14 protein-coding genes are annotated in these 17,638 nt (G+C 68.6%); 7 read left to right on the forward strand and 7 right to left on the reverse strand.

Translation table 11 applies throughout. The annotated features are described in order from the left end of the window. The gene (gene glyS / locus ACSVDD_RS20000; protein WP_448191151.1) at positions 1–2,088 is read left to right on the forward strand and encodes a glycine--tRNA ligase subunit beta; all 2,088 of its coding nucleotides are present in this window, start codon (positions 1–3) and stop codon (positions 2,086–2,088) included. Between the two features lie 67 nt (positions 2,089–2,155). On the opposite strand, the gene ACSVDD_RS20005 is transcribed toward glyS, so the two are convergent. Further along, positions 2,156–2,599: a hypothetical protein gene (locus ACSVDD_RS20005; protein WP_448191152.1), complete on the reverse strand. Its 444-nt coding sequence runs from the start codon at positions 2,597–2,599 to the stop codon at positions 2,156–2,158. Positions 2,600–2,913: 314 nt separating this feature from the next. Between ACSVDD_RS20005 and ppdK the strand changes: the two genes are divergently transcribed. From ppdK to ACSVDD_RS20020, 3 genes are all read left to right on the forward strand, one after another. After that, positions 2,914–5,604, forward strand: a complete 2,691-nt coding sequence (ppdK, locus tag ACSVDD_RS20010; RefSeq protein WP_448191153.1) for a pyruvate, phosphate dikinase — start codon at positions 2,914–2,916, stop codon at positions 5,602–5,604. A 117-nt stretch (positions 5,605–5,721) separates the two neighbouring features. Next, a complete protein-coding gene (locus tag ACSVDD_RS20015; RefSeq protein ID WP_448191154.1) occupies positions 5,722–6,150 on the forward strand; it encodes a bacteriohemerythrin in 429 nt (142 codons plus the stop codon). A gap of 58 nt (positions 6,151–6,208) precedes the next feature. Next, positions 6,209–7,207, forward strand: a complete 999-nt coding sequence (locus ACSVDD_RS20020; protein ID WP_448191155.1) for an SDR family oxidoreductase — start codon at positions 6,209–6,211, stop codon at positions 7,205–7,207. 71 nt (positions 7,208–7,278) lie between these two features. Here ACSVDD_RS20020 and ACSVDD_RS20025 read toward each other — a convergent pair whose 3' ends face one another. Then, positions 7,279–7,503: an SMc00767 family acetate metabolism repressor gene (locus ACSVDD_RS20025; protein WP_448191156.1), complete on the reverse strand. Its 225-nt coding sequence runs from the start codon at positions 7,501–7,503 to the stop codon at positions 7,279–7,281. A gap of 188 nt (positions 7,504–7,691) precedes the next feature. Between ACSVDD_RS20025 and ACSVDD_RS20030 the strand changes: the two genes are divergently transcribed. The 3 genes from ACSVDD_RS20030 to ACSVDD_RS20040 all read left to right on the forward strand — a co-directional run bounded on the left by ACSVDD_RS20030 (position 7,692) and on the right by ACSVDD_RS20040 (position 10,667). Beyond that, entirely contained in the window at positions 7,692–8,558 is an 867-nt protein-coding gene (locus tag ACSVDD_RS20030; RefSeq protein WP_448191157.1) for an NAD(P)-dependent oxidoreductase, read from the forward strand. Between the two features lie 117 nt (positions 8,559–8,675). Beyond that, on the forward strand, positions 8,676–10,196 hold the full coding sequence (gene adh / locus ACSVDD_RS20035; RefSeq protein ID WP_448191158.1) for an aldehyde dehydrogenase: 1,521 nt from the start codon (positions 8,676–8,678) through the stop codon (positions 10,194–10,196). An 84-nt stretch (positions 10,197–10,280) separates the two neighbouring features. After that, positions 10,281–10,667 (forward strand): DUF779 domain-containing protein, encoded by a 387-nt coding sequence (locus ACSVDD_RS20040; protein ID WP_448191159.1) that lies wholly within the window; start codon positions 10,281–10,283, stop codon positions 10,665–10,667. Here ACSVDD_RS20040 and ACSVDD_RS20045 read toward each other — a convergent pair. The 5 genes from ACSVDD_RS20045 to ACSVDD_RS20065 form a co-directional block, all read right to left on the reverse strand. Beyond that, positions 10,636–12,036 (reverse strand): FAD-binding oxidoreductase, encoded by a 1,401-nt coding sequence (locus ACSVDD_RS20045; RefSeq protein ID WP_448191160.1) that lies wholly within the window; start codon positions 12,034–12,036, stop codon positions 10,636–10,638. The two genes, ACSVDD_RS20040 and ACSVDD_RS20045, sit on opposite strands and share 32 nt — an antisense overlap. A 246-nt stretch (positions 12,037–12,282) precedes the next feature. After that, complete coding sequence (locus tag ACSVDD_RS20050) at positions 12,283–12,597, reverse strand: hypothetical protein (RefSeq protein ID WP_448191161.1); 315 nt, start codon at positions 12,595–12,597, stop codon at positions 12,283–12,285. 62 nt (positions 12,598–12,659) lie between these two features. Then, the gene (locus ACSVDD_RS20055; protein WP_448191162.1) at positions 12,660–16,283 is read right to left on the reverse strand and encodes a hydantoinase B/oxoprolinase family protein; all 3,624 of its coding nucleotides are present in this window, start codon (positions 16,281–16,283) and stop codon (positions 12,660–12,662) included. A gap of 167 nt (positions 16,284–16,450) precedes the next feature. Next, complete coding sequence (locus ACSVDD_RS20060; RefSeq protein ID WP_448191163.1) at positions 16,451–16,885, reverse strand: MarR family winged helix-turn-helix transcriptional regulator; 435 nt, start codon at positions 16,883–16,885, stop codon at positions 16,451–16,453. Positions 16,886–17,017: 132 nt separating this feature from the next. Further along, positions 17,018–17,581 (reverse strand): GNAT family N-acetyltransferase, encoded by a 564-nt coding sequence (locus ACSVDD_RS20065; RefSeq protein WP_448191164.1) that lies wholly within the window; start codon positions 17,579–17,581, stop codon positions 17,018–17,020. Positions 17,582–17,638: the final 57 nt, after the last annotated feature.

The raw sequence follows: 17,638 nt of genomic DNA on the forward strand, positions 1-17,638 counted from the left end.
ATGCCCGAGCTTCTGATCGAGTTCTTTTCCGAGGAAATCCCGGCCCGCATGCAGGCGCGCGCGGCGGACGACCTCAAGCGTCTCGTCTCCGACCGGCTGACCGCGTCGGGCCTGACCTTCACCGGCGCGCAGGCGCACTCGACGCCGCGCCGGCTGGCGCTGGTGGTCGACGGCCTTCCCGAGCGCACGGCCGACGTTCGGGAAGAGAAGAAGGGTCCGCGCGTCGGCTCGCCCGAGCAGGCGGTGCAGGGCTTCCTCAAGTCCGCCGGCGTCAGCAGCCTCGACCAGTGCGAGCAGCGCGACACCGGAAAAGGCATCTTCTACTTCGCCGTCGCCGAGAAGAAGGGCCGCGAGACGGCCGAGGTGCTGGCCGAGATCATCCCCGCCGTCATGGCCGAACTGCCGTGGCCGAAGTCCATGCGCTGGGGCTCCAGCGACACGCGCTGGGTGCGCCCGCTGCACTCGATCATCGCGGTGTTCGGCGGCCGGACGCTGGACGGCTCGTTCTTCCTGGGCGAGCGCCAGGGCAAGCTGGCCTTCGGCAACACCACGCGCGGCCACCGCTTCCTGTCGCCGGACGCGTTCACGGTCGAGAGCTTCGCCGACTACAAGGCCAAGCTGCGCGACGCGCACGTGATCCTCGACCGCGAGGAGCGCAAGGCGAAGGTCAAGGCCGACGCCGAGGCGCTGGCCGCGTCGCAGGGCCTGACCCTGTCGCCCGACGACGGCTTGCTGGAGGAGGTCGCCGGCCTCGTTGAGTGGCCGGTGATGCTGATGGGCAGCATCGATGAGGCGTTCATGGACGTGCCGGCCGAGGTGCTGATCACTTCCATGCGCACGCACCAGAAGTATTTCGCCGTGCTGGACAAGGCCGGCAAAATGGCGCCGCGCTTCATCGTCGCCGCCAACATGGTGACGACGGACGGCGGCAAGGCCGTGGTCGCCGGCAACGAGCGCGTGCTGCGCGCCCGCCTGTCGGACGCCAAGTTCTTCTGGGACCAGGATCGCAAGATCAAGCTGGAAGACCGCGTTCCGGCGCTCAAGGACATCACCTTCCACGCCAAGCTCGGCACCGTGGCCGAGAAGGTCAACCGGGTGCAGGTGCTGGCCGCCGAAATCGCCCGCGCCATCGGCGCCGACGCCGACGCTGCGTCCCGTGCGGCGCTGCTCGCCAAGGCGGACCTCGTCTCAGGCGTGGTGGGCGAGTTCCCCGAGGTGCAGGGCATCATGGGCCGCTACTACGCGCTGGGCGAGGGCGAGAGCGCGGCCGTCGCCGACGCCATCGCCGAGCACTACAAGCCGCTCGGCCCGACCGATTCCTGCCCGACCGCTCCGGTGTCGGTGGCGGTGGCGCTGGCCGACAAGCTGGACACGCTGGTCGGCTTCTTCGCCATCGACGAGAAGCCCACCGGCTCCAAGGACCCGTACGCGCTGCGCCGCGCTGCGCTGGGCATCATCCGTCTGGTGCTGGAAAACGGCCTGCGGCTGAACCTGACCCAGGTGTTCCAGGCGTCGCACGGCCTCTACCGCGTCGGCGGCTTTGCCGCGGCGGACGCGGTGGCGGGCGATCTCCTCGCCTTCTTCGCCGACCGCCTGAAGGTGACCCTGCGCGACCAGGGCGTGCGGCACGATCTCGTGGACGCGGTGTTCGCGCTGGGCGGCGAGGACGATCTCGTGCGTCTGCTGGCCCGCGTGAAGGCGTTGCAGGAGTTCGTCGGCTCCGAGGACGGCGCCAACCTGCTGACCGCCTACAAGCGCGCTTCCAACATCGTGCGCATCGAAGAGAAGAAGGACGGCAAGGCCTACGACCAGCCGGTCGATGCCGCGCTGCTGACGCTCACCGAGGAGAAGGACCTGTACGGCGCCCTGACCGACGCCGCCGCGACGGCCAAGCCGTTGCTGGACAACGAGGACTTCACCGGCACCATGGGCGCCCTGGCCCGCCTGCGCGGCCCGGTGGACGCCTTCTTCGACAAGGTGACGGTCAACGCCGAGGATTCCGGCCTGCGCGCCAACCGCCTGCGCCTGCTCAGCCAGATCCGCGCCACGCTGAACAGCGTGGCCGATTTCTCGCGCATCGAGGGCTGATCCACCCAATCCGCAGCACGAAAAAGCCGGGCACCTTCGTGGCGCCCGGCTTTTTCATGCCCGCGCCTCAGCGCGGAACGCAGCGCACGTCGGGGTTGACCGCGGCGGCCTGGAGGCAGCGCTGGTTCGACAGCGCGTTCAATTGCTGCTGGTTCAGCTTGCCATCGGGGGCGATCTTGCCCGCAAGCTCCTTGCCGGCGCGCCGGTCGTTCTCGAGCATGCGCTGACGCTCTTCCTTGGTGAACGGCTTCACCTCGCGGGACTGATGCTTCTCGATGGTTCCGGAGCCCATCGGGATCGCCGGACGCACAGCGTCGGAGCGTCGGGGCTTCACGTCGGTGGAGCGATAAGGCTTCACTTCGTCCGCCTTGTAGACGGCCATGGAGCCGTCCGAGCAGGTGCGGTTGGAGCGCAGCGTGGCGCCGTTGGGGCAGGTGTACCCGCCGGCCTGCGCCGGGGCGGTGGCGAGCAGAACCAGAGCGGAGACGGCGAGAATCGGCAAACGGCGCATGGACTGGCTCCCGTTGGTGCACCGGCGGCCCTTTTCCGCGGGAGGGGGCGGGCGCCGAACCACGGCAGAATGCCACGCCGGACGGCCGGTCGGAATTCGGCAGACTTCGTTGGGGTGGCGCATATTGTCTCATGCCGGTGGCGGGCGAATCCTATTCCATGAGTGTGGCGCGCACCGCCCATCCGCCTCAGCACTTCGGTTGGTCTTGTCTTACCCGTCCGCGGCAGACTAGAAGGGAGCGTGAGCGGTGCTACCAGTCCGTCCCGGCCGATGCGCCGGCGGGCAGACGACCAACCCAGGGGATGGAATAAGCCATGGCGAGCCAAGGCGAGAATCAGTGGGTCTACAGCTTCGGTGCGGGCAAGACCGAAGGTCGGGCGGACATGAAGAACCTGCTCGGCGGCAAGGGCGCCAATCTGGCCGAGATGGCCAACCTCGGGCTGCCGGTGCCGCCAGGCTTCACCATCACCACCGAGCTTTGCACCTATTTCTATGCCAACGGCAAGACCTACCCGGCCGAGCTGAAGGCCCAGGTCGCGACGGCGCTGAACCGCATCGAAGAGGCCATGGGCGCAAAGTTCGGCGACCCGGTCAACCCGCTGCTGGTCTCCGTGCGCTCGGGCGCGCGGGCATCGATGCCGGGCATGATGGACACGGTCCTCAACCTCGGTCTCAACGATGTCACGGTGCAGGGCCTGGCCAAGCGCTCGGGTGATCCGCGCTTCGCCTTCGACAGCTACCGCCGCTTCATCCAGATGTACGGCAACGTCGTGCTGGACGTCGATCACCACCACTTCGAGGACATCCTCGACGGCCACAAGCGCGACCGCAACAAGTCCTTCGACACCGATCTGACGGCCGAGGACTGGGAAGCGGTCATCGCCGACTACATGACGATGGTAGAGCGCGAACTGGGCCAGCCGTTCCCGCAGGACCCGCAGGAGCAGCTGTGGGGCGCCATCGGCGCCGTGTTCGGCTCGTGGATGAACACCCGCGCCATCACCTACCGCAAGCTGCACGACATCCCGGCCGACTGGGGCACGGCGGTGAACGTGCAGTCCATGGTGTTCGGCAATATGGGCCAGGATTGCGCCACCGGCGTCGCCTTCACCCGCAACCCGTCCACCGGCGAGAACGCCTTCTATGGCGAGTATCTGGTCAACGCCCAGGGCGAGGATGTGGTCGCCGGCATCCGCACGCCGCAGCACCTGACCGTTGCCGGCAAGCACGCCAACCACTCCGATCTGCCGGCCATGGAAGAGGTGATGCCGGAGGTCTTCAAGCAGCTGAACGACGTCCGCCTGCGCCTGGAAAAGCACTACCGCGACATGCAGGACATCGAGTTCACGGTGCAGCGGAACACGCTGTACATGCTGCAAACCCGCAACGGCAAGCGCACCGCGCCGGCCGCGCTGAAGATCGCCGTGGACATGGCCAGCGAGGGGCTGATCGACAAGACGGAAGCCGTCAAGCGCATCGACCCTGCCTCGCTCGACCAGCTGCTGCACCCGACGCTCGACCCCAAGGCCGAGCGCAAGGTCATCGCCAAGGGCCTGCCGGCCTCGCCGGGCGCGGCGTCGGGCAAGGTGGTGTTCACCGCCGACGAGGCGGAGACCCAGGCGGCGCTGGGCGACGCGGTGATCCTCTGCCGCATCGAGACCAGCCCCGAGGACATCCACGGCATGCACGCCGCCAAGGGCATCCTGACGACGCGCGGCGGCATGACCAGCCACGCCGCCGTGGTCGCCCGCGGCATGGGCCGCGCCTGCGTGTCGGGTGCGGGTGAGCTGCGCATCGACCACAAGACCAAGATCATGATGGTCCGCGACCTCGTGGTGAAGGAGGGCGACCTCATCACCATCGACGGTTCGACCGGCGAGGTGATGCTGGGCGCCGTGCCGACGATCCAGCCGGAGTTGAGCGGCGACTTCGCCACGCTGATGGCCTGGGCCGACGGCATCCGCCGCATGAAGGTGCGCACCAACGCCGAAACGCCGCTGGACGCGCGCACCGCGCGCAAGTTCGGCGCCGAAGGCATCGGCCTGTGCCGCACCGAGCACATGTTCTTCGACCCGCAGCGCATCCTGGCGGTGCGCGAGATGATCCTGGCCGAGAACGAGAAGGGCCGCCGCGCCGCCCTGGCCAAGCTGGAGCCGTTCCAGAAGCAGGACTTCGTCGAGCTGTTCCGCATCATGGAAGGGCTGCCGGTCACCATCCGCCTGCTCGACCCGCCGCTGCACGAGTTCCTGCCCTCGACCGAGCAGGACATGGCCGAGGTCGCCAAGGCCGCCGGCACCGACCCGCTGCGCGTCCAGCAGCGCTCGGTGCAGCTGCACGAGGCGAACCCGATGCTGGGTCACCGCGGCTGCCGCCTCGGCATCTCCTTCCCGGAGATCTATGAGATGCAGGCGCGCGCCATCTTCACCGCCGCGGCCGAGGTCTCCACGACGGCCCAGCCGGTGACGCCGGAAATCATGATCCCGCTGGTCGGCACCAAGAAGGAGCTGGACATCCTCAAGGCCGTGGTCGATCGCGTCGCCAAGGACGTCATGGCGAAGACCGGCCAGACCTTCGCCTACCATGTCGGCACCATGATCGAGCTGCCGCGCGCCGCCCTGCGCGCGGGGGACATCGCCGAGACGGCGGAGTTCTTCAGCTTCGGCACCAACGACCTGACGCAGACGACGTTCGGCATCAGCCGCGACGACGCCGGCAGCTTCCTGCCCGACTACCAGCGGGCCGGCATCCTGGAGCATGACCCGTTCACCACCCTGGACCAGGACGGCGTGGGCGAGTTGGTGCGCATCGGCACCGAGCGCGGCCGCAAGGTCCGGCCGGGCCTCAAGGTCGGCATCTGCGGCGAGCACGGCGGCGATCCGGCGTCGATCTCGTTCTGCGAGTCGGTCGGCCTCGACTACGTGTCCTGCTCGCCCTACCGCGTGCCGATCGCGCGGCTGGCGGCGGCGCAGGCGGCGCTCAACTCCGACACCGTCAAGCGCGATTGATCACCCGCTTGCGTCAAAAAACCCCTCCCGGTTGCCACCGGGAGGGGTTTTTGCGTCGCGGCGCAGATGCATAGCTGTTAATGTAGTTCGCCGTGGAATGGTTGGAATGGTAGTGGGATGACCGAAGCGACGCTGCTTGCGTGGAAGGATGCGTGGTCCACGGGCGTGCCGGCCATCGACGGCCAGCACGCGGCGCTGGTGGCCGGATTCGCGCGGCTGATCGACCCGGCGCACCGCGGCGATCAAGCTTTCCAGCGCACCGCTCTGGACTCGCTGGCCGAGCACGTGTGCCGCCACTTCGACCACGAAGAACACCTGATGCGCGTGCACCGCTATCCCGAACTGCGGACGCACACCGACGCGCACGCCGAGCTGCTGAAGCAGCTCCACCATTTCGAGGCGCTGCTCAACGCGCAGCCGGAGGCCGGGCCCGGCCCCAACATCGTGGATTTCCTCGGCCGCTGGCTGATCGACCACATCCAGGAAGACGATTTTCGCCTGGGCGCCTTCCTGCGCGAGCGATTTTCCGAACGCAAGGCTTCGTAGGGCACCGACCGGCGTCTGCGTCGTTGAGGGGGGAAGACCATCCTTCGGAGAACGCCCCATGCCCTCCCCTTCCGTCGTCGTCATCACCGGCGCCTCGGCCGGCGTCGGCCGCGCCACGGCGCACGCTTTCGCCCGTCGGGGTGCCCGCATCGGCCTGCTGGCACGCGATCCACAGGCCCTGCTCGACACCCAACGCGAGGTCGAGCGGTTGGGCGGCGCGGCCATCGCGCTGCCGACCGACGTTTCCGAGTTCGGCCCGGTGGATGGTGCCGCGGCCGCGGTCGAGGAGGCGTTCGGCCACATCGACGTCTGGGTCAACAACGCCATGACCACGGTCTTCTCGCCGGTGAAGCGGCTGAAAGCCCATGAGCTGCACCGGGTGACGGAGGTCTGCTATTTCGGCTGCGTGCATGGCACCATGGCGGCGCTGCGCCGCATGCTGCCGCGCGACCGGGGCACCATCGTGCAGGTGGGCTCGGCGCTGGCGTTCCGCGGCATTCCCTTGCAGGCAGCCTATTGCGGGGCCAAGCATGCCATCGTCGGCTTCACCGACTCGCTGCGCGCCGAGCTGATCCACGACGGCAGCAACGTCCGGCTCAGCGCCGTGCACCTGCCGGCCATGAACACCCCGCAGTTCGACTGGGCGCGCGTGCGATTCAACCGCCGGCCGAAGCCGGTCGGCCCGATCATGCAGCCGGAGCGCGCGGCGCAAGCCATTGTCCACGCCGCCATCCATGCCCCGCGCGCGCTGTGGGTCGGCGGTTCGACGGTGCAGACGATCCTCGGCCAGATGGTGGCGCCCGGCCTGATGGACCGCGTCGTCGCCGGCATGGCCTATGAACAGCAGCTCCGCCCCGATCCGCTGCCGGAGGGCTACCGCGACAATCTGTACGACCCCGTGCACGCCCCGCACGCGACGCACGGCGACTTCGACCGCGAGGCCAGCCCGCGCGCCCCCGTGCTGCGCGAGGGGACGGCGCGTGGATTGGCGGCGACGGGTGGGGTGATGCTGGCGGCCGGGCTGGCCTGGGGTGCCGCGGCGCTGGCGCGGCGGTAATGCCCAGACACGCGAACGGCCCGCCGGGGTGAGCCGGCGGGCCGCTGGTTCGGCGCGGACGCGCGCGAAACTTACTTGGTGCGGATCACCGGGGTGAGCTGGTCGCCCCAGTTGCCGGTCTCGTTGTGATAGCGGGCGGTGCGCATCAGTTCGACGGTGATGCCGGCGTCGACGCACTTGACCACCGCCTCGTTCAGGCGGTGCAGGCTGTTGGCGACGATGCGGACGGCGCTCTCCTGCTCGGCGGTCAGTTCGCTCCGATCGTCCGGCGCATCCTGGAAGCCCTTGGTGGTCATGCGGCTTATCCTTCCCTTAGTGTCTTGGCGGCGCGGGGCCTGGTACGCCGCACCGCAGCGCGGTCGGCCTTCCCAACCTTTAGCACAACCGACGCCCGGAACAAGGGGCCGATGGTGCAATTCCGGCCTTTGCGCGGCGGGGTGTCCCGCCCTACCCTTTGGTCCAACGAACACGGGGAGAAGAAGGCATGTCCGACACGCATCGCGTCGCGTTCCTGGGGCTGGGCGTCATGGGCTTTCCCATGGCCGGGCACCTGGCCAAGGCCGGCCACAGCGTCACCGTCTACAACCGCAGCCCGGCCAAGGCCGAGGCATGGGTCGTCAAGCACGGCGGCAGCCGCGCCGCAACCCCGGCCGAGGCGGTCCGGGACGCCGATTTCGTCTTCATGTGCGTCGGCAACGACGACGACGTGCGGCAGGTCGCCGGCGAGGCGATACCGGCCATGAAGCCCGGCGCCATCCTGGCCGACCACACCACCGCGTCCGCCGAAGTGGCGCGCGAGATGGCGGAACTGGCGGCCAGGAGCGGCGTGGCCTTCCTTGATGCACCGGTGTCCGGCGGGCAGGCCGGGGCGGAGAACGGCGTGCTGACCATCATGGTCGGCGGCGACTCCCAAGCCTTCGACAAGGCGCAGCCGGTGATGACGGCCTTCGGCCGGTCGGTGGTGCTGATGGGCGGGTCGGGCGCCGGACAGCTCACCAAGATGGTCAACCAGATCTGCATCGCTGGTCTGGTGCAGGCGCTGTCGGAGGCGCTGGCCTTCGCCGAGAAGGCCGGGCTGGACGCGCGCAAGGCGGTGGACGTGATCTCCAAGGGGGCGGCGCAGTCCTGGCAGATGGACAACCGCGCCAAGACCATGCTGGACGGCAAGTTCGACTACGGCTTCGCGGTGGACTGGATGCGCAAGGACCTGGGCATCGTGCTCGACGAGGCGCGCAGCAACGGCTCCACGCTGCCGGTGACCGCACTGGTCGACCAGTTCTACGCCGACGTTCAGACCATGGGCGGCGGGCGCTGGGACACGTCCAGCCTGATCAAGCGCCTGAAACCGTAAACGGAGCGCCTCCGGGGTGTCGGGTCGTCTTCGACCATAGTCGCATTGCGCCGCCGTTGTGACGTGGCGATCATAGCGCAGTCGTTATGATCAAAACCGCACAACGGTGGGACCGCCATGCTGCACCAGGCTCTCGAGACGCTGAACAAGTCCATCGCCATCCGGCCGAAGTATGACAATTTCATCGGCGGTCAATGGGTGGCGCCGCTGGACGGCCGCTATTTCACCAACCTGACCCCGATCACCGGCAAGCCGCTGTGCGAGGTCGCCCGCTCGCAGGCCGCCGACGTGGAACTGGCGCTGGACGCCGCGCACAAGGCCAAGGATGCCTGGGGCCGCACCTCGCCGGCCGAGCGCGCGCTGATCCTCAATCGCATCGCCGACCGCATGGAAGAGCGCGCCGAGATCCTGGCGCTGGCCGAGACGCTGGACAACGGCAAGCCGATCCGTGAGACCCGCGCCGCCGACGTGCCGCTGGCCATTGATCATTTCCGCTACTTCGCCGGCTGCATCCGCTCCCAGGAAGGTTCGATCGCCGAGATCGACTCCACCACCTACGCCTACCATTTCCACGAGCCGCTCGGCGTCGTCGGCCAGATCATCCCGTGGAACTTCCCGCTGCTGATGGCAGCCTGGAAGGTGGCGCCGGCGCTGGCCGCCGGCAATTGCATCGTGCTGAAGCCGGCCGAGCAGACGCCAATGGGCATCCTGGTGTTGATGGACCTCATCGCCGACCTGCTGCCGCCGGGCGTGCTCAACGTCGTCAACGGCTTCGGCGTCGAGGCCGGCAAGCCGCTCGCCACCTCCAAGCGGATCTCCAAGGTCGCCTTCACCGGCGAGACCTCGACCGGCCGGCTGATCATGCAGTACGCCTCGGAGAACATCATCCCGGTGACGCTGGAGCTGGGCGGCAAGTCGCCCAACATCTTCTTCGCCGACGTGATGGCCGAGGACGACGCCTTCTTCGACAAGGCGCTGGAAGGCTTTGCCATGTTCGCGCTGAACCAGGGCGAGGTGTGCACCTGCCCCAGCCGCGTGCTGATCCAGAAGTCGATCTACGACCGCTTCATCGAGCGTGCCGTGGATCGCGTCGCTAAGGTCCGCCAAGGCCACCCGCTCGATCCCAGCACGATGATCGGCGCCCAGGCGTCGCAGGAGCAGCTGGAGAAGATCCTCTCCTACATCGAGATCGGCAAGGCCGAAGGCGCCAAGGTGCTGATCGGCGGCGAGCGCGCCCATCTCGGCGGCGAGCTGGAGAGCGGCTATTACGTGACGCCGACGGTGCTGGAAGGCCACAACAAGATGCGCGTCTTCCAGGAGGAGATCTTCGGGCCGGTGGTGTCGGTCACCACCTTCGAGGACGAGGCCGAGGCGCTGGAGATCGCCAACGACACCGCCTTCGGCCTGGGCGCCGGGCTGTGGACGCGCGACGGCAACCGCGCCTTCCGCATGGGCCGCGCCATCCAGGCGGGCCGCGTGTGGACCAACTGCTATCACCTCTACCCGGCCCACGCGGCGTTCGGCGGCTACAAGCAGTCGGGCATCGGCCGTGAGACGCACAAGATGATGCTCGACCATTACCAGCAGACCAAGAACCTGCTGGTCAGCTACAGCCCGAACGCTCTGGGCTTCTTCTGATCCCGAAAAACCTCGGACGGTTTCAACGGGTGCACTCGGCCGGGAGCCTCACGGTTCCCGGCCGTTTTTTCATCGGAGGCGAGCATGGTCGAACGTGTGACGGTCACCCCTGCCGCGGTGGCCTTGATCGAGCGGCTGAAGGCGGTGCACGGACCGCTGATGTTCCACCAATCGGCCGGGTGCTGCGACGGTTCGGCGCCGATGTGCTACCCCGAAGGGGAATTCCACCTCGGCGACGGTGACCTGCGGCTCGGCGACATCGCCGGCTGCCCCTTCTACATGGGGGCGAACCACTACGAATACTGGGCGCACTCCCAGTTCATCGTGGACGCGGTGCCGGGGCGCGGCGGCAGCTTCTCGCTCGAAGCGCCCGAGGGGCTGCGCTTCCTCGCCCGCTCGCGCCTGTTCACCGATGCCGAACTGGAAGAACTCGCCCCCCTCAGACCCGCACCACCTTGCCGGGATTCATGATGTTCAGCGGGTCGAGCGCCGTCTTGACGTCGCCCATGACGCTGTAGGCCTCGCCCGTCTCCTGGGCCAGGAACGCCATCTTGCCGTAGCCGATGCCGTGCTCGCCGGTGCAGGTGCCGCCCATCGCCAGCGCGCGCTCGACCAGACGGTTGTTGAGGCGCGTGGCCTCGGCCATGTCCTCGGGCTTGTCGGGATCGACCAGGAAGACGAGGTGGAAGTTGCCGTCGCCGACATGCCCGACCACCGGCGACATCAGGAACGACGCCGCCAGATCCTCCTTGGTTTCCAGGATGGCGTCGGCGAGGCGCGAGATCGGCACGCACACGTCGGTCGGCCAGCCCTTGCAGCCCGGCCGCAGCCCCAGCGCCGCGTAATACGCGTCGTGCCGCGCCGCCCACAGCTTGGAGCGGTCCTCCGGCCGGGTCGCCCATTCGAACTCCAGGCCGCCGTTTTCCTGGGCGATGGCGCCGACCATCTCCGCCTGCTCCTCGACGCCGCGGGTGGTGCCGTGGAACTCGAAGAACAGCGTCGGCTTCACCGCCATGCTCAGCTTGGAGTGCCGGTTGATGGCCTCCATCTGCAATTCGTCGAGGAACTCAACGCGCGCCACCGGGATGCCGGACTGGATGGTGGCGATCACCGTGTCCACCGCGCCGCGCACGTCCTCGAACGGGCAGACCGCGGCGGAAATCGCCTCGGGGATGCCGTAGAGGCGCAGCGTCACCTCGGTGATGATGCCCAGCGTGCCTTCCGAGCCGACGAACAGGCGGGTGAGGTCGTAGCCGGCGGCCGACTTGCGGGCGCGCCCGCCGGTCTTGATGATTCGCCCGTCGGCCAGCACCACGGTGAGGCCCAGCACGTTCTCGCGCATGGTGCCGTAGCGCACGGCGTTGGTGCCCGACGCCCGCGTCGCCGCCATGCCGCCCAGCGAAGCGTCGGCGCCGGGGTCGATGGGGAAGAACAGGCCGGTGTCGCGCAAATGCTCATTCAACTGCTTGCGGGTCACGCCGGCCTGGACGGTGACGTCCAGATCCTCGGGGCTGACGCGCAGGATGTCCTTCATGCCGGAGACGTCGATGGTAACGCCGCCGTTCATCGCCGCCACGCCGCCCTCCAGCGAGGTGCCGGTGCCGAACGGGATGACCGGCAGCCGGTGCTTGGCGCACAGTTTGACGATAGCGGCGACCTCCTCGGTGGAGGTGGCGAAGGCCACGGCGTCGGGGGGCATGATGGGGTGGTAGGATTCGTCCTTGCCGTGGTGCTCGCGCACCGCGCCCGAGGTGCTCAGGCGGTCGCCCAGCAGAGCCCGCAGCTCGGCCAGCGCATCCTCGCTGGGGGCGGCGCGCGGCGGCGCGGTGACGACGGACATGGGATTCCCTCCGCTTTGGTTCTTGGCGTGTCTGGTCTTACCAGGAAGCTAAGGCCGGTTGCGAAGGCTGGCAAGCGGGACGCGCACACGGCTGCGTCCCCCGCGAATGGAACAGTTTGGAACACCATGCAACACTGTGCGGGGTGTGTTCCGTTCGACCCGGCATAGAAAGGCCGACTCCGGGCGGCTTCGGACTGTAGTCCTGTCAGAATCCCGCGGTTCTGGCAAGCGTTCCGCACGACCGGATCAGTTCACCCCGTCCGGTTGCGCCGGCTCGCCCGCCAAGCCGGCCAGCGGCAGACGCGCCACCAGCCGCAAGACCAGATCCTCCAGCCGGCCGAGGTCGCGATCCCCCCTCTCCAGCGCGCCGAGCCGCGCGCGCAGTTCCGCCTGCCCGTCGAGAATGTCGGCGAGCAGGGCCTCCAGCCGGCCAAGCTGCACTTTCAGCTCGCCCTGCCCGGCCTCGATGACGCGGCTTTCCTCGGCAATCTCCTTCTCGGCCTCGAACACCGCGCGAAGATTGCGGAGGACTTCCTCCAGGGAGGGATCGGTTTTCTTCATACGCGCAACTATCCGTCGTGAACGCGAATTGTCCATGCGACAGGATGTAACGGCCTTTCCGATTACACCTCCCCGTACCCACCGCCGCCCGGCGTTTCGATGACGAACACGTCGCCCTCCTGCATCGCCGCCTTGTCGGTGGGGCCGAGTTCCTCGACGCTGTGGTCCTTGCGCTGCACCCAGGTGCGGCCGGCCAGGGCCGGTGCTCCGCCCTTCAGGCCGAAGGGCGGGATGAGGCGGCGGTTGGACAGGATCGCCGCCGTCATCGGCTCCAGGAAGCGCACGCGGCGCACCACGCCGTCGCCGCCATGCCACGTGCCCGCCCCGCCGGAACCGGCGCGGATGCGGAAGCTCTCCACCAGCACCGGGAAGCGCCACTCCAGCACCTCGGGGTCGGTGAGGCGTGAGTTGGTCATGTGCGTGTGCACCGCTGACGTGCCGTCGAAGCCCGGACCGGCGCCGGAGCCGCCGCAGATCGTCTCGTAGTACTGGTGGTGCTCGTTGCCCAGGGTGAAGTTGTTCATCGTCCCCTGCGCCGACGCCATGACGCCGAGTGCGCCGTACAGCGCGTCGGTGATGCACTGCGAGGTTTCGACATTGCCGGCCACCACCGCGGCGGGGTGGTGGGGCTTCAGCATGCAGCCGTCGGGGATAACGATCTCGATGGGCTTCAGGCAGCCCTCGTTCATCGGGATCTCGTCGTCCACCAGCGTGCGGAAGACGTACAGCACCGCCGCCCGGCACACGGCACTCGGAGCGTTGAAGTTGCTGGACAGCTGCGCGCTGGTGCCGGTGAAGTCCACCTTGGCCGAGCGCGCCTCCTTGTCGATGGAGATCGCCACGCGGATCACCGCGCCGTTGTCCAGCACCAGCGCGAAGCGGCCGTCGCTCAGCACGTCGATGGCGCGGCGCACCTGCTCCTCGGCGTTGTCCTGCACGTGGCGCATGTAGGCGCGCACGGTGGTCAGGCCGAACTGCGCGGAAATGCGCTTCAGTTCCTGCACGCCCTTCTCGTTGGCGGCGATCTGCGCCTTGAGGTCGCCGAGGTTCTGCTGGACGTTGCGCACGGGGTGCGGGCCGGCGGTGAACAGCTCGATGGTTTCCGCCTCGCGGAAGGTACCGCCCTCGACCAGCAGGAAGTTGTCGATCAGCACGCCTTCCTCGTCGATGGTGCGGCTGTCCGGCGGCATGGAGCCCGGCGTGGCGCCGCCGACGTCGGCGTGGTGGCCGCGGCTCGCCACGTAGAACAGCACCTCCGCGCCCGCGTCGTCGAACACCGGCGTGATGACGGTGATGTCCGGCAGGTGGGTGCCGCCGTGGTAGGGGTCGTTCAGCATGTACACGTCGCCGGGCGCCATGCTGCCCTGCCGGGCCTCGATGACCGCGCGCACGCTCTCGCCCATGGAGCCGAGGTGCACGGGCATGTGCGGCGCGTTGGCGATCAGCCCGCCATCGGCGTCGAACAGCGCGCAGGAGAAGTCCAGCCGCTCCTTGATGTTCACGGAGTAGGCGGTCTTCTCCAGGGTGAAGCCCATCTGCTCGGCGATGGACATGAAGAGGTTGTTGAACACCTCCAGCATGACCGGATCGACTTTGGTGCCCAGCGCCGTGCGCGCCGGCAGCGCCTCGACGCGGGTGAGGACGAGGTGGTTCTTGCGCGTCACTTCCGCCATCCAGCCTGGCTCGATGATGGTGGTGGCGATCTTCTCCTTGACGACCGCCGGACCGAAGACGCGGTTGCCGGGGGCGAACTGGTCGCGGTCGTAGACCGGCGCCTCGCGCGACTGTCCACCGGTGTGCACGGTCAGCGTCGCCAGCCGGCGCGGCAGCGCGTTGGACGACGAGACGGGGAGGTCGGGGTCGTCGGCGGTTTCGGTGTGGCCGATGGCCTCCACCTGGACCGATTCGACCACCAGCGGCTTGCCGTCCATCATGAAGCCGTAGCGCTGGCGGTGCGCCGCCTCGAAGGCAGCCTGCATGGCCGCCAGCGGGCCGAACGCGACGACCAGCGGCGTGTCGGAACCCTCGACCTTCAAGAGCGCCTTGCGGAGCACGGAGGTGCGCGATTCCTCCACGCCCTGGCGGGTCAGCTCGGCGCGGCCCTCGGCCTCCAGCGCGTCGAGCGCCTTGGTCAGCGCCGGGATCAGGGCGGCGTCCAGGCGCGCCTCAACCGCGCGCTCGCGGATCGCCACCGTGTCGGCCAGCCCGATGCCGTAGGCCGACAGAACGCCCGCGTGCGGGTGCAGGAAGACGCGCGTCATGCCCAGCGCGTCGGCCACCAGACAGACGTGCTGCCCGGCCGCCCCGCCGAAGCCGTTCAGCGTGTATTGCGTGACGTCGTAGCCGCGCTGGACGGAGATCTTCTTGATGGCGTTCGCCATGTTGTCCACGGCGATGGTCAGGAAGCCCTCGGCCACCTGGGCGGGCGTCAGGTCGCGGCCGGTCTTGGCGCGGATCTCGGCGGCGAGGTCGGTGAACTTCGCGCGCACCACGTCGGCGTCCAGGGGCTGGTCGGCGTCCGCGCCGAAGACGCGCGGGAAGAAATTGGGGTGCAGCTTGCCGACCATGACGTTGCAGTCGGTCACCGTCAGCGGCCCGCCGCGGCGGTAGCACGCCGGGCCGGGGTTGGCCCCGGCGCTCTCGGGACCGACGCGGAAGCGCGCGCCGTCGAACACGCAGATCGAGCCGCCGCCGGCCGCCACGGTGTGGACGTGCATCATCGGCGCGCGCATGCGCACGCCGGCCACCACGGTTTCGAAGCCGCGCTCGTAGTCGCCTGCGTAGTGCGTCACGTCGGTGGAGGTTCCGCCCATGTCGAAGCCGATGACGCGGTCGAAGCCGGCCATCTTCGCGGTGCGCACCGCGCCCACCACGCCGCCGGCCGGTCCGGAGAGGATGGCGTCCTTGCCGTGGAAAAAGCGCGCGTCGGTCAGCCCGCCGTTCGACTGCATGAACATCAGCCGCACGCCGTTCAGCTCGCGGGCCACCTGATCGACGTAGCGATGCAGGATCGGCGACAGGTAGGCGTCCACCACCGTGGTGTCGCCGCGCCCGACGATCTTCATCAGCGGGCTCACCTCATGGCTCACCGACACCTGGGTGAAGCCCAGCGAGCGTGCCAGCGCCGCCACCTGCCGCTCATGGTCGGGGAAGCGGTAGCCGTGCATCAGCACCACCGCGCAGGAGCGGAAGCCGTCGCGGTGGGCCTGCTCCAGGGCGAGTCGGACGGTGCGCAGTTCCACCGGGCGCAGCACCGTGCCATCGGCGCGCAGCCGCTCCGGCACCTCGACGACGCGCTCGTACAGCAGTTCGGGAAGGTCGATTCGCCGGGCGAAGATGTTTGGGCGGGCCTGATAGCCGATGCGAAGCTGGTCGGCGAAGCCCTCGGTGATCAGCAGCAGCGTCTGCTCGCCCTTGCGCTCCAGGAGAGCGTTGGTGGCGACGGTGGTGCCCATCTTCACCGCCTCGACCGCCTCGGCCGGAATCGGCTGGTAGACGGCGAGGCCCAAGAGGTCGCGGATGCCCTGCACCGCGGCGTCGGGGTAGTGCTCGGGGTTCTCCGACAGCAGTTTGTGCGTCAGCACGGCGCCGTCCGGCCGCCGCGCCACGATGTCGGTGAAGGTGCCGCCGCGGTCGATCCAGAACTGCCAGCGGCCGGCGTCGCCCTTCACACTGCTCGTGCTCATACCCACTCTCCCCGGTGTCCGGCACGGAGTGTGGCGATTGGCGAGCCCAGGTCAACCCGGCAGACGCGTCGCCCCCCAGGAACGACCAAAAATCGTAGCCGCGCGAATAGTCGTGCTGTTCTACCGCCCGCCGCGACTTTTTCTATCGCGGTCTTTTCGGGGCCGGTCTAGCGGTTGCCGCGCGTCGGCGCGGGCATGGCGGCCAGCAGGTCCGAGACGATGTCGGTGAAGTCGTTGCGCACGTCTTCGGGCAACGCGCCGATGGGCTCGACCAGCAGCCCCAGGGGATCGCCGCGCAACGCCTCGACGCCCTGTTCGGTGACCGAGACCTCCTGCCGCCGGCCATCCTCGGCCGACACCACGCGGGCGAGCAGACCCTTGCGCACCAGGGCGCGCACCGTGTCGTTGGCGCTGGCGCGACTCACCCCCTGGTAGCGGGCGAGCGAGACCGCCGTCCTGCTGTCGGTGAGGTCGCGCGAGAAAAACCGCAGAGCCGCCCACTGCGCCGGGTTCAGGCCGCCGGTGAAAGCCTCCACGTGGTAGCGCCGGAACAGCGCGTCGAGCAATTCCGCCGTCGCTTTCGCCGAAGATGCCTTGATCACGCCGTACCGCACATTCCCGTTATTGCGAAAGTCACGATACCGGTTTGCGTACGAATGTTCAACAATGCGGAAACAAAAATACCCTCACCTTAAATATGAGCAAGAAGTGATGTGTGCGGGTGCGGCCGCCCGTCACGCGGCGGCCAGATCCGGGCCGGCGGCCTGCCACTGGTCGAGCACGGCGCCGAACGCCCCTGCTCCGGCCTCGAACGCCTCCAGCGCCAGCGAGAACTGGTTGGGCGGCGGCAGGGTGATGGTGACGGTCACCTCGCCGCCGTCCCGTTCCATGGTCCCGCCGAAACGGCTGGCGAGTGCGCGCATGCGCCGGTTGTCGGCAAGGCACAGCATGTGGACCCGCTCGATTCCCCGGTTGCGGGCGATGGTCAGGGCGCAGCGCACCATCGCGGTGCCCATCCCCTGCTCCTGAAAGGGCTTTTCGATGCTCATCGCCAGTTCGGCGTCGTGCGGCCAGAGCATGCGGTCGGTGCACAGCTCGACCGCGCCGCGCAGTTCGCCCTGGTGGAAGCCGCCGACGACGATGGTCCGCCGCCAGTCCAGGGTGTCGCCGTGCCGTTCGATGACCGCGTCCGAGACGGTCCCGGTGAAGCGCGCGTAGCGGTCCGTCCGGTCCAGGCGAAGCAGATGGCCGGGGTAGCGGTGATGCTCCGCCGGCAGCAATTTGCGATAGACTGGCATGGTTCCTGCTCTCACGTTGCCGTCACGGTGACACACGTTTCCGAGCGTTCGCCCCCA

This window comes from Azospirillum terrae (genome assembly GCF_053470425.1).

What these genes read in the sequence shown, in the direction of transcription:
- ACSVDD_RS20015 (WP_448191154.1), top strand. Translation starts at nt 5,722, where the DNA reads ATGACCGAAGCGACGCTGCTTGCGTGGAAGGATGCGTGGTCCACGGGC.
- ACSVDD_RS20040 (WP_448191159.1), top strand. Translation starts at nt 10,281, where the DNA reads ATGGTCGAACGTGTGACGGTCACCCCTGCCGCGGTGGCCTTGATCGAG.
- ACSVDD_RS20050 (WP_448191161.1), bottom strand. Translation starts at nt 12,597, where the DNA reads ATGAAGAAAACCGATCCCTCCCTGGAGGAAGTCCTCCGCAATCTTCGC.
- ppdK (WP_448191153.1), top strand. Translation starts at nt 2,914, where the DNA reads ATGGCGAGCCAAGGCGAGAATCAGTGGGTCTACAGCTTCGGTGCGGGC.
- ACSVDD_RS20030 (WP_448191157.1), top strand. Translation starts at nt 7,692, where the DNA reads ATGTCCGACACGCATCGCGTCGCGTTCCTGGGGCTGGGCGTCATGGGC.
- ACSVDD_RS20045 (WP_448191160.1), bottom strand. Translation starts at nt 12,036, where the DNA reads ATGTCCGTCGTCACCGCGCCGCCGCGCGCCGCCCCCAGCGAGGATGCG.
- ACSVDD_RS20055 (WP_448191162.1), bottom strand. Translation starts at nt 16,283, where the DNA reads ATGAGCACGAGCAGTGTGAAGGGCGACGCCGGCCGCTGGCAGTTCTGG.
- ACSVDD_RS20020 (WP_448191155.1), top strand. Translation starts at nt 6,209, where the DNA reads ATGCCCTCCCCTTCCGTCGTCGTCATCACCGGCGCCTCGGCCGGCGTC.
- ACSVDD_RS20005 (WP_448191152.1), bottom strand. Translation starts at nt 2,599, where the DNA reads ATGCGCCGTTTGCCGATTCTCGCCGTCTCCGCTCTGGTTCTGCTCGCC.
- adh (WP_448191158.1), top strand. Translation starts at nt 8,676, where the DNA reads ATGCTGCACCAGGCTCTCGAGACGCTGAACAAGTCCATCGCCATCCGG.
- glyS (WP_448191151.1), top strand. Translation starts at nt 1, where the DNA reads ATGCCCGAGCTTCTGATCGAGTTCTTTTCCGAGGAAATCCCGGCCCGC.
- ACSVDD_RS20065 (WP_448191164.1), bottom strand. Translation starts at nt 17,581, where the DNA reads ATGCCAGTCTATCGCAAATTGCTGCCGGCGGAGCATCACCGCTACCCC.
- ACSVDD_RS20025 (WP_448191156.1), bottom strand. Translation starts at nt 7,503, where the DNA reads ATGACCACCAAGGGCTTCCAGGATGCGCCGGACGATCGGAGCGAACTG.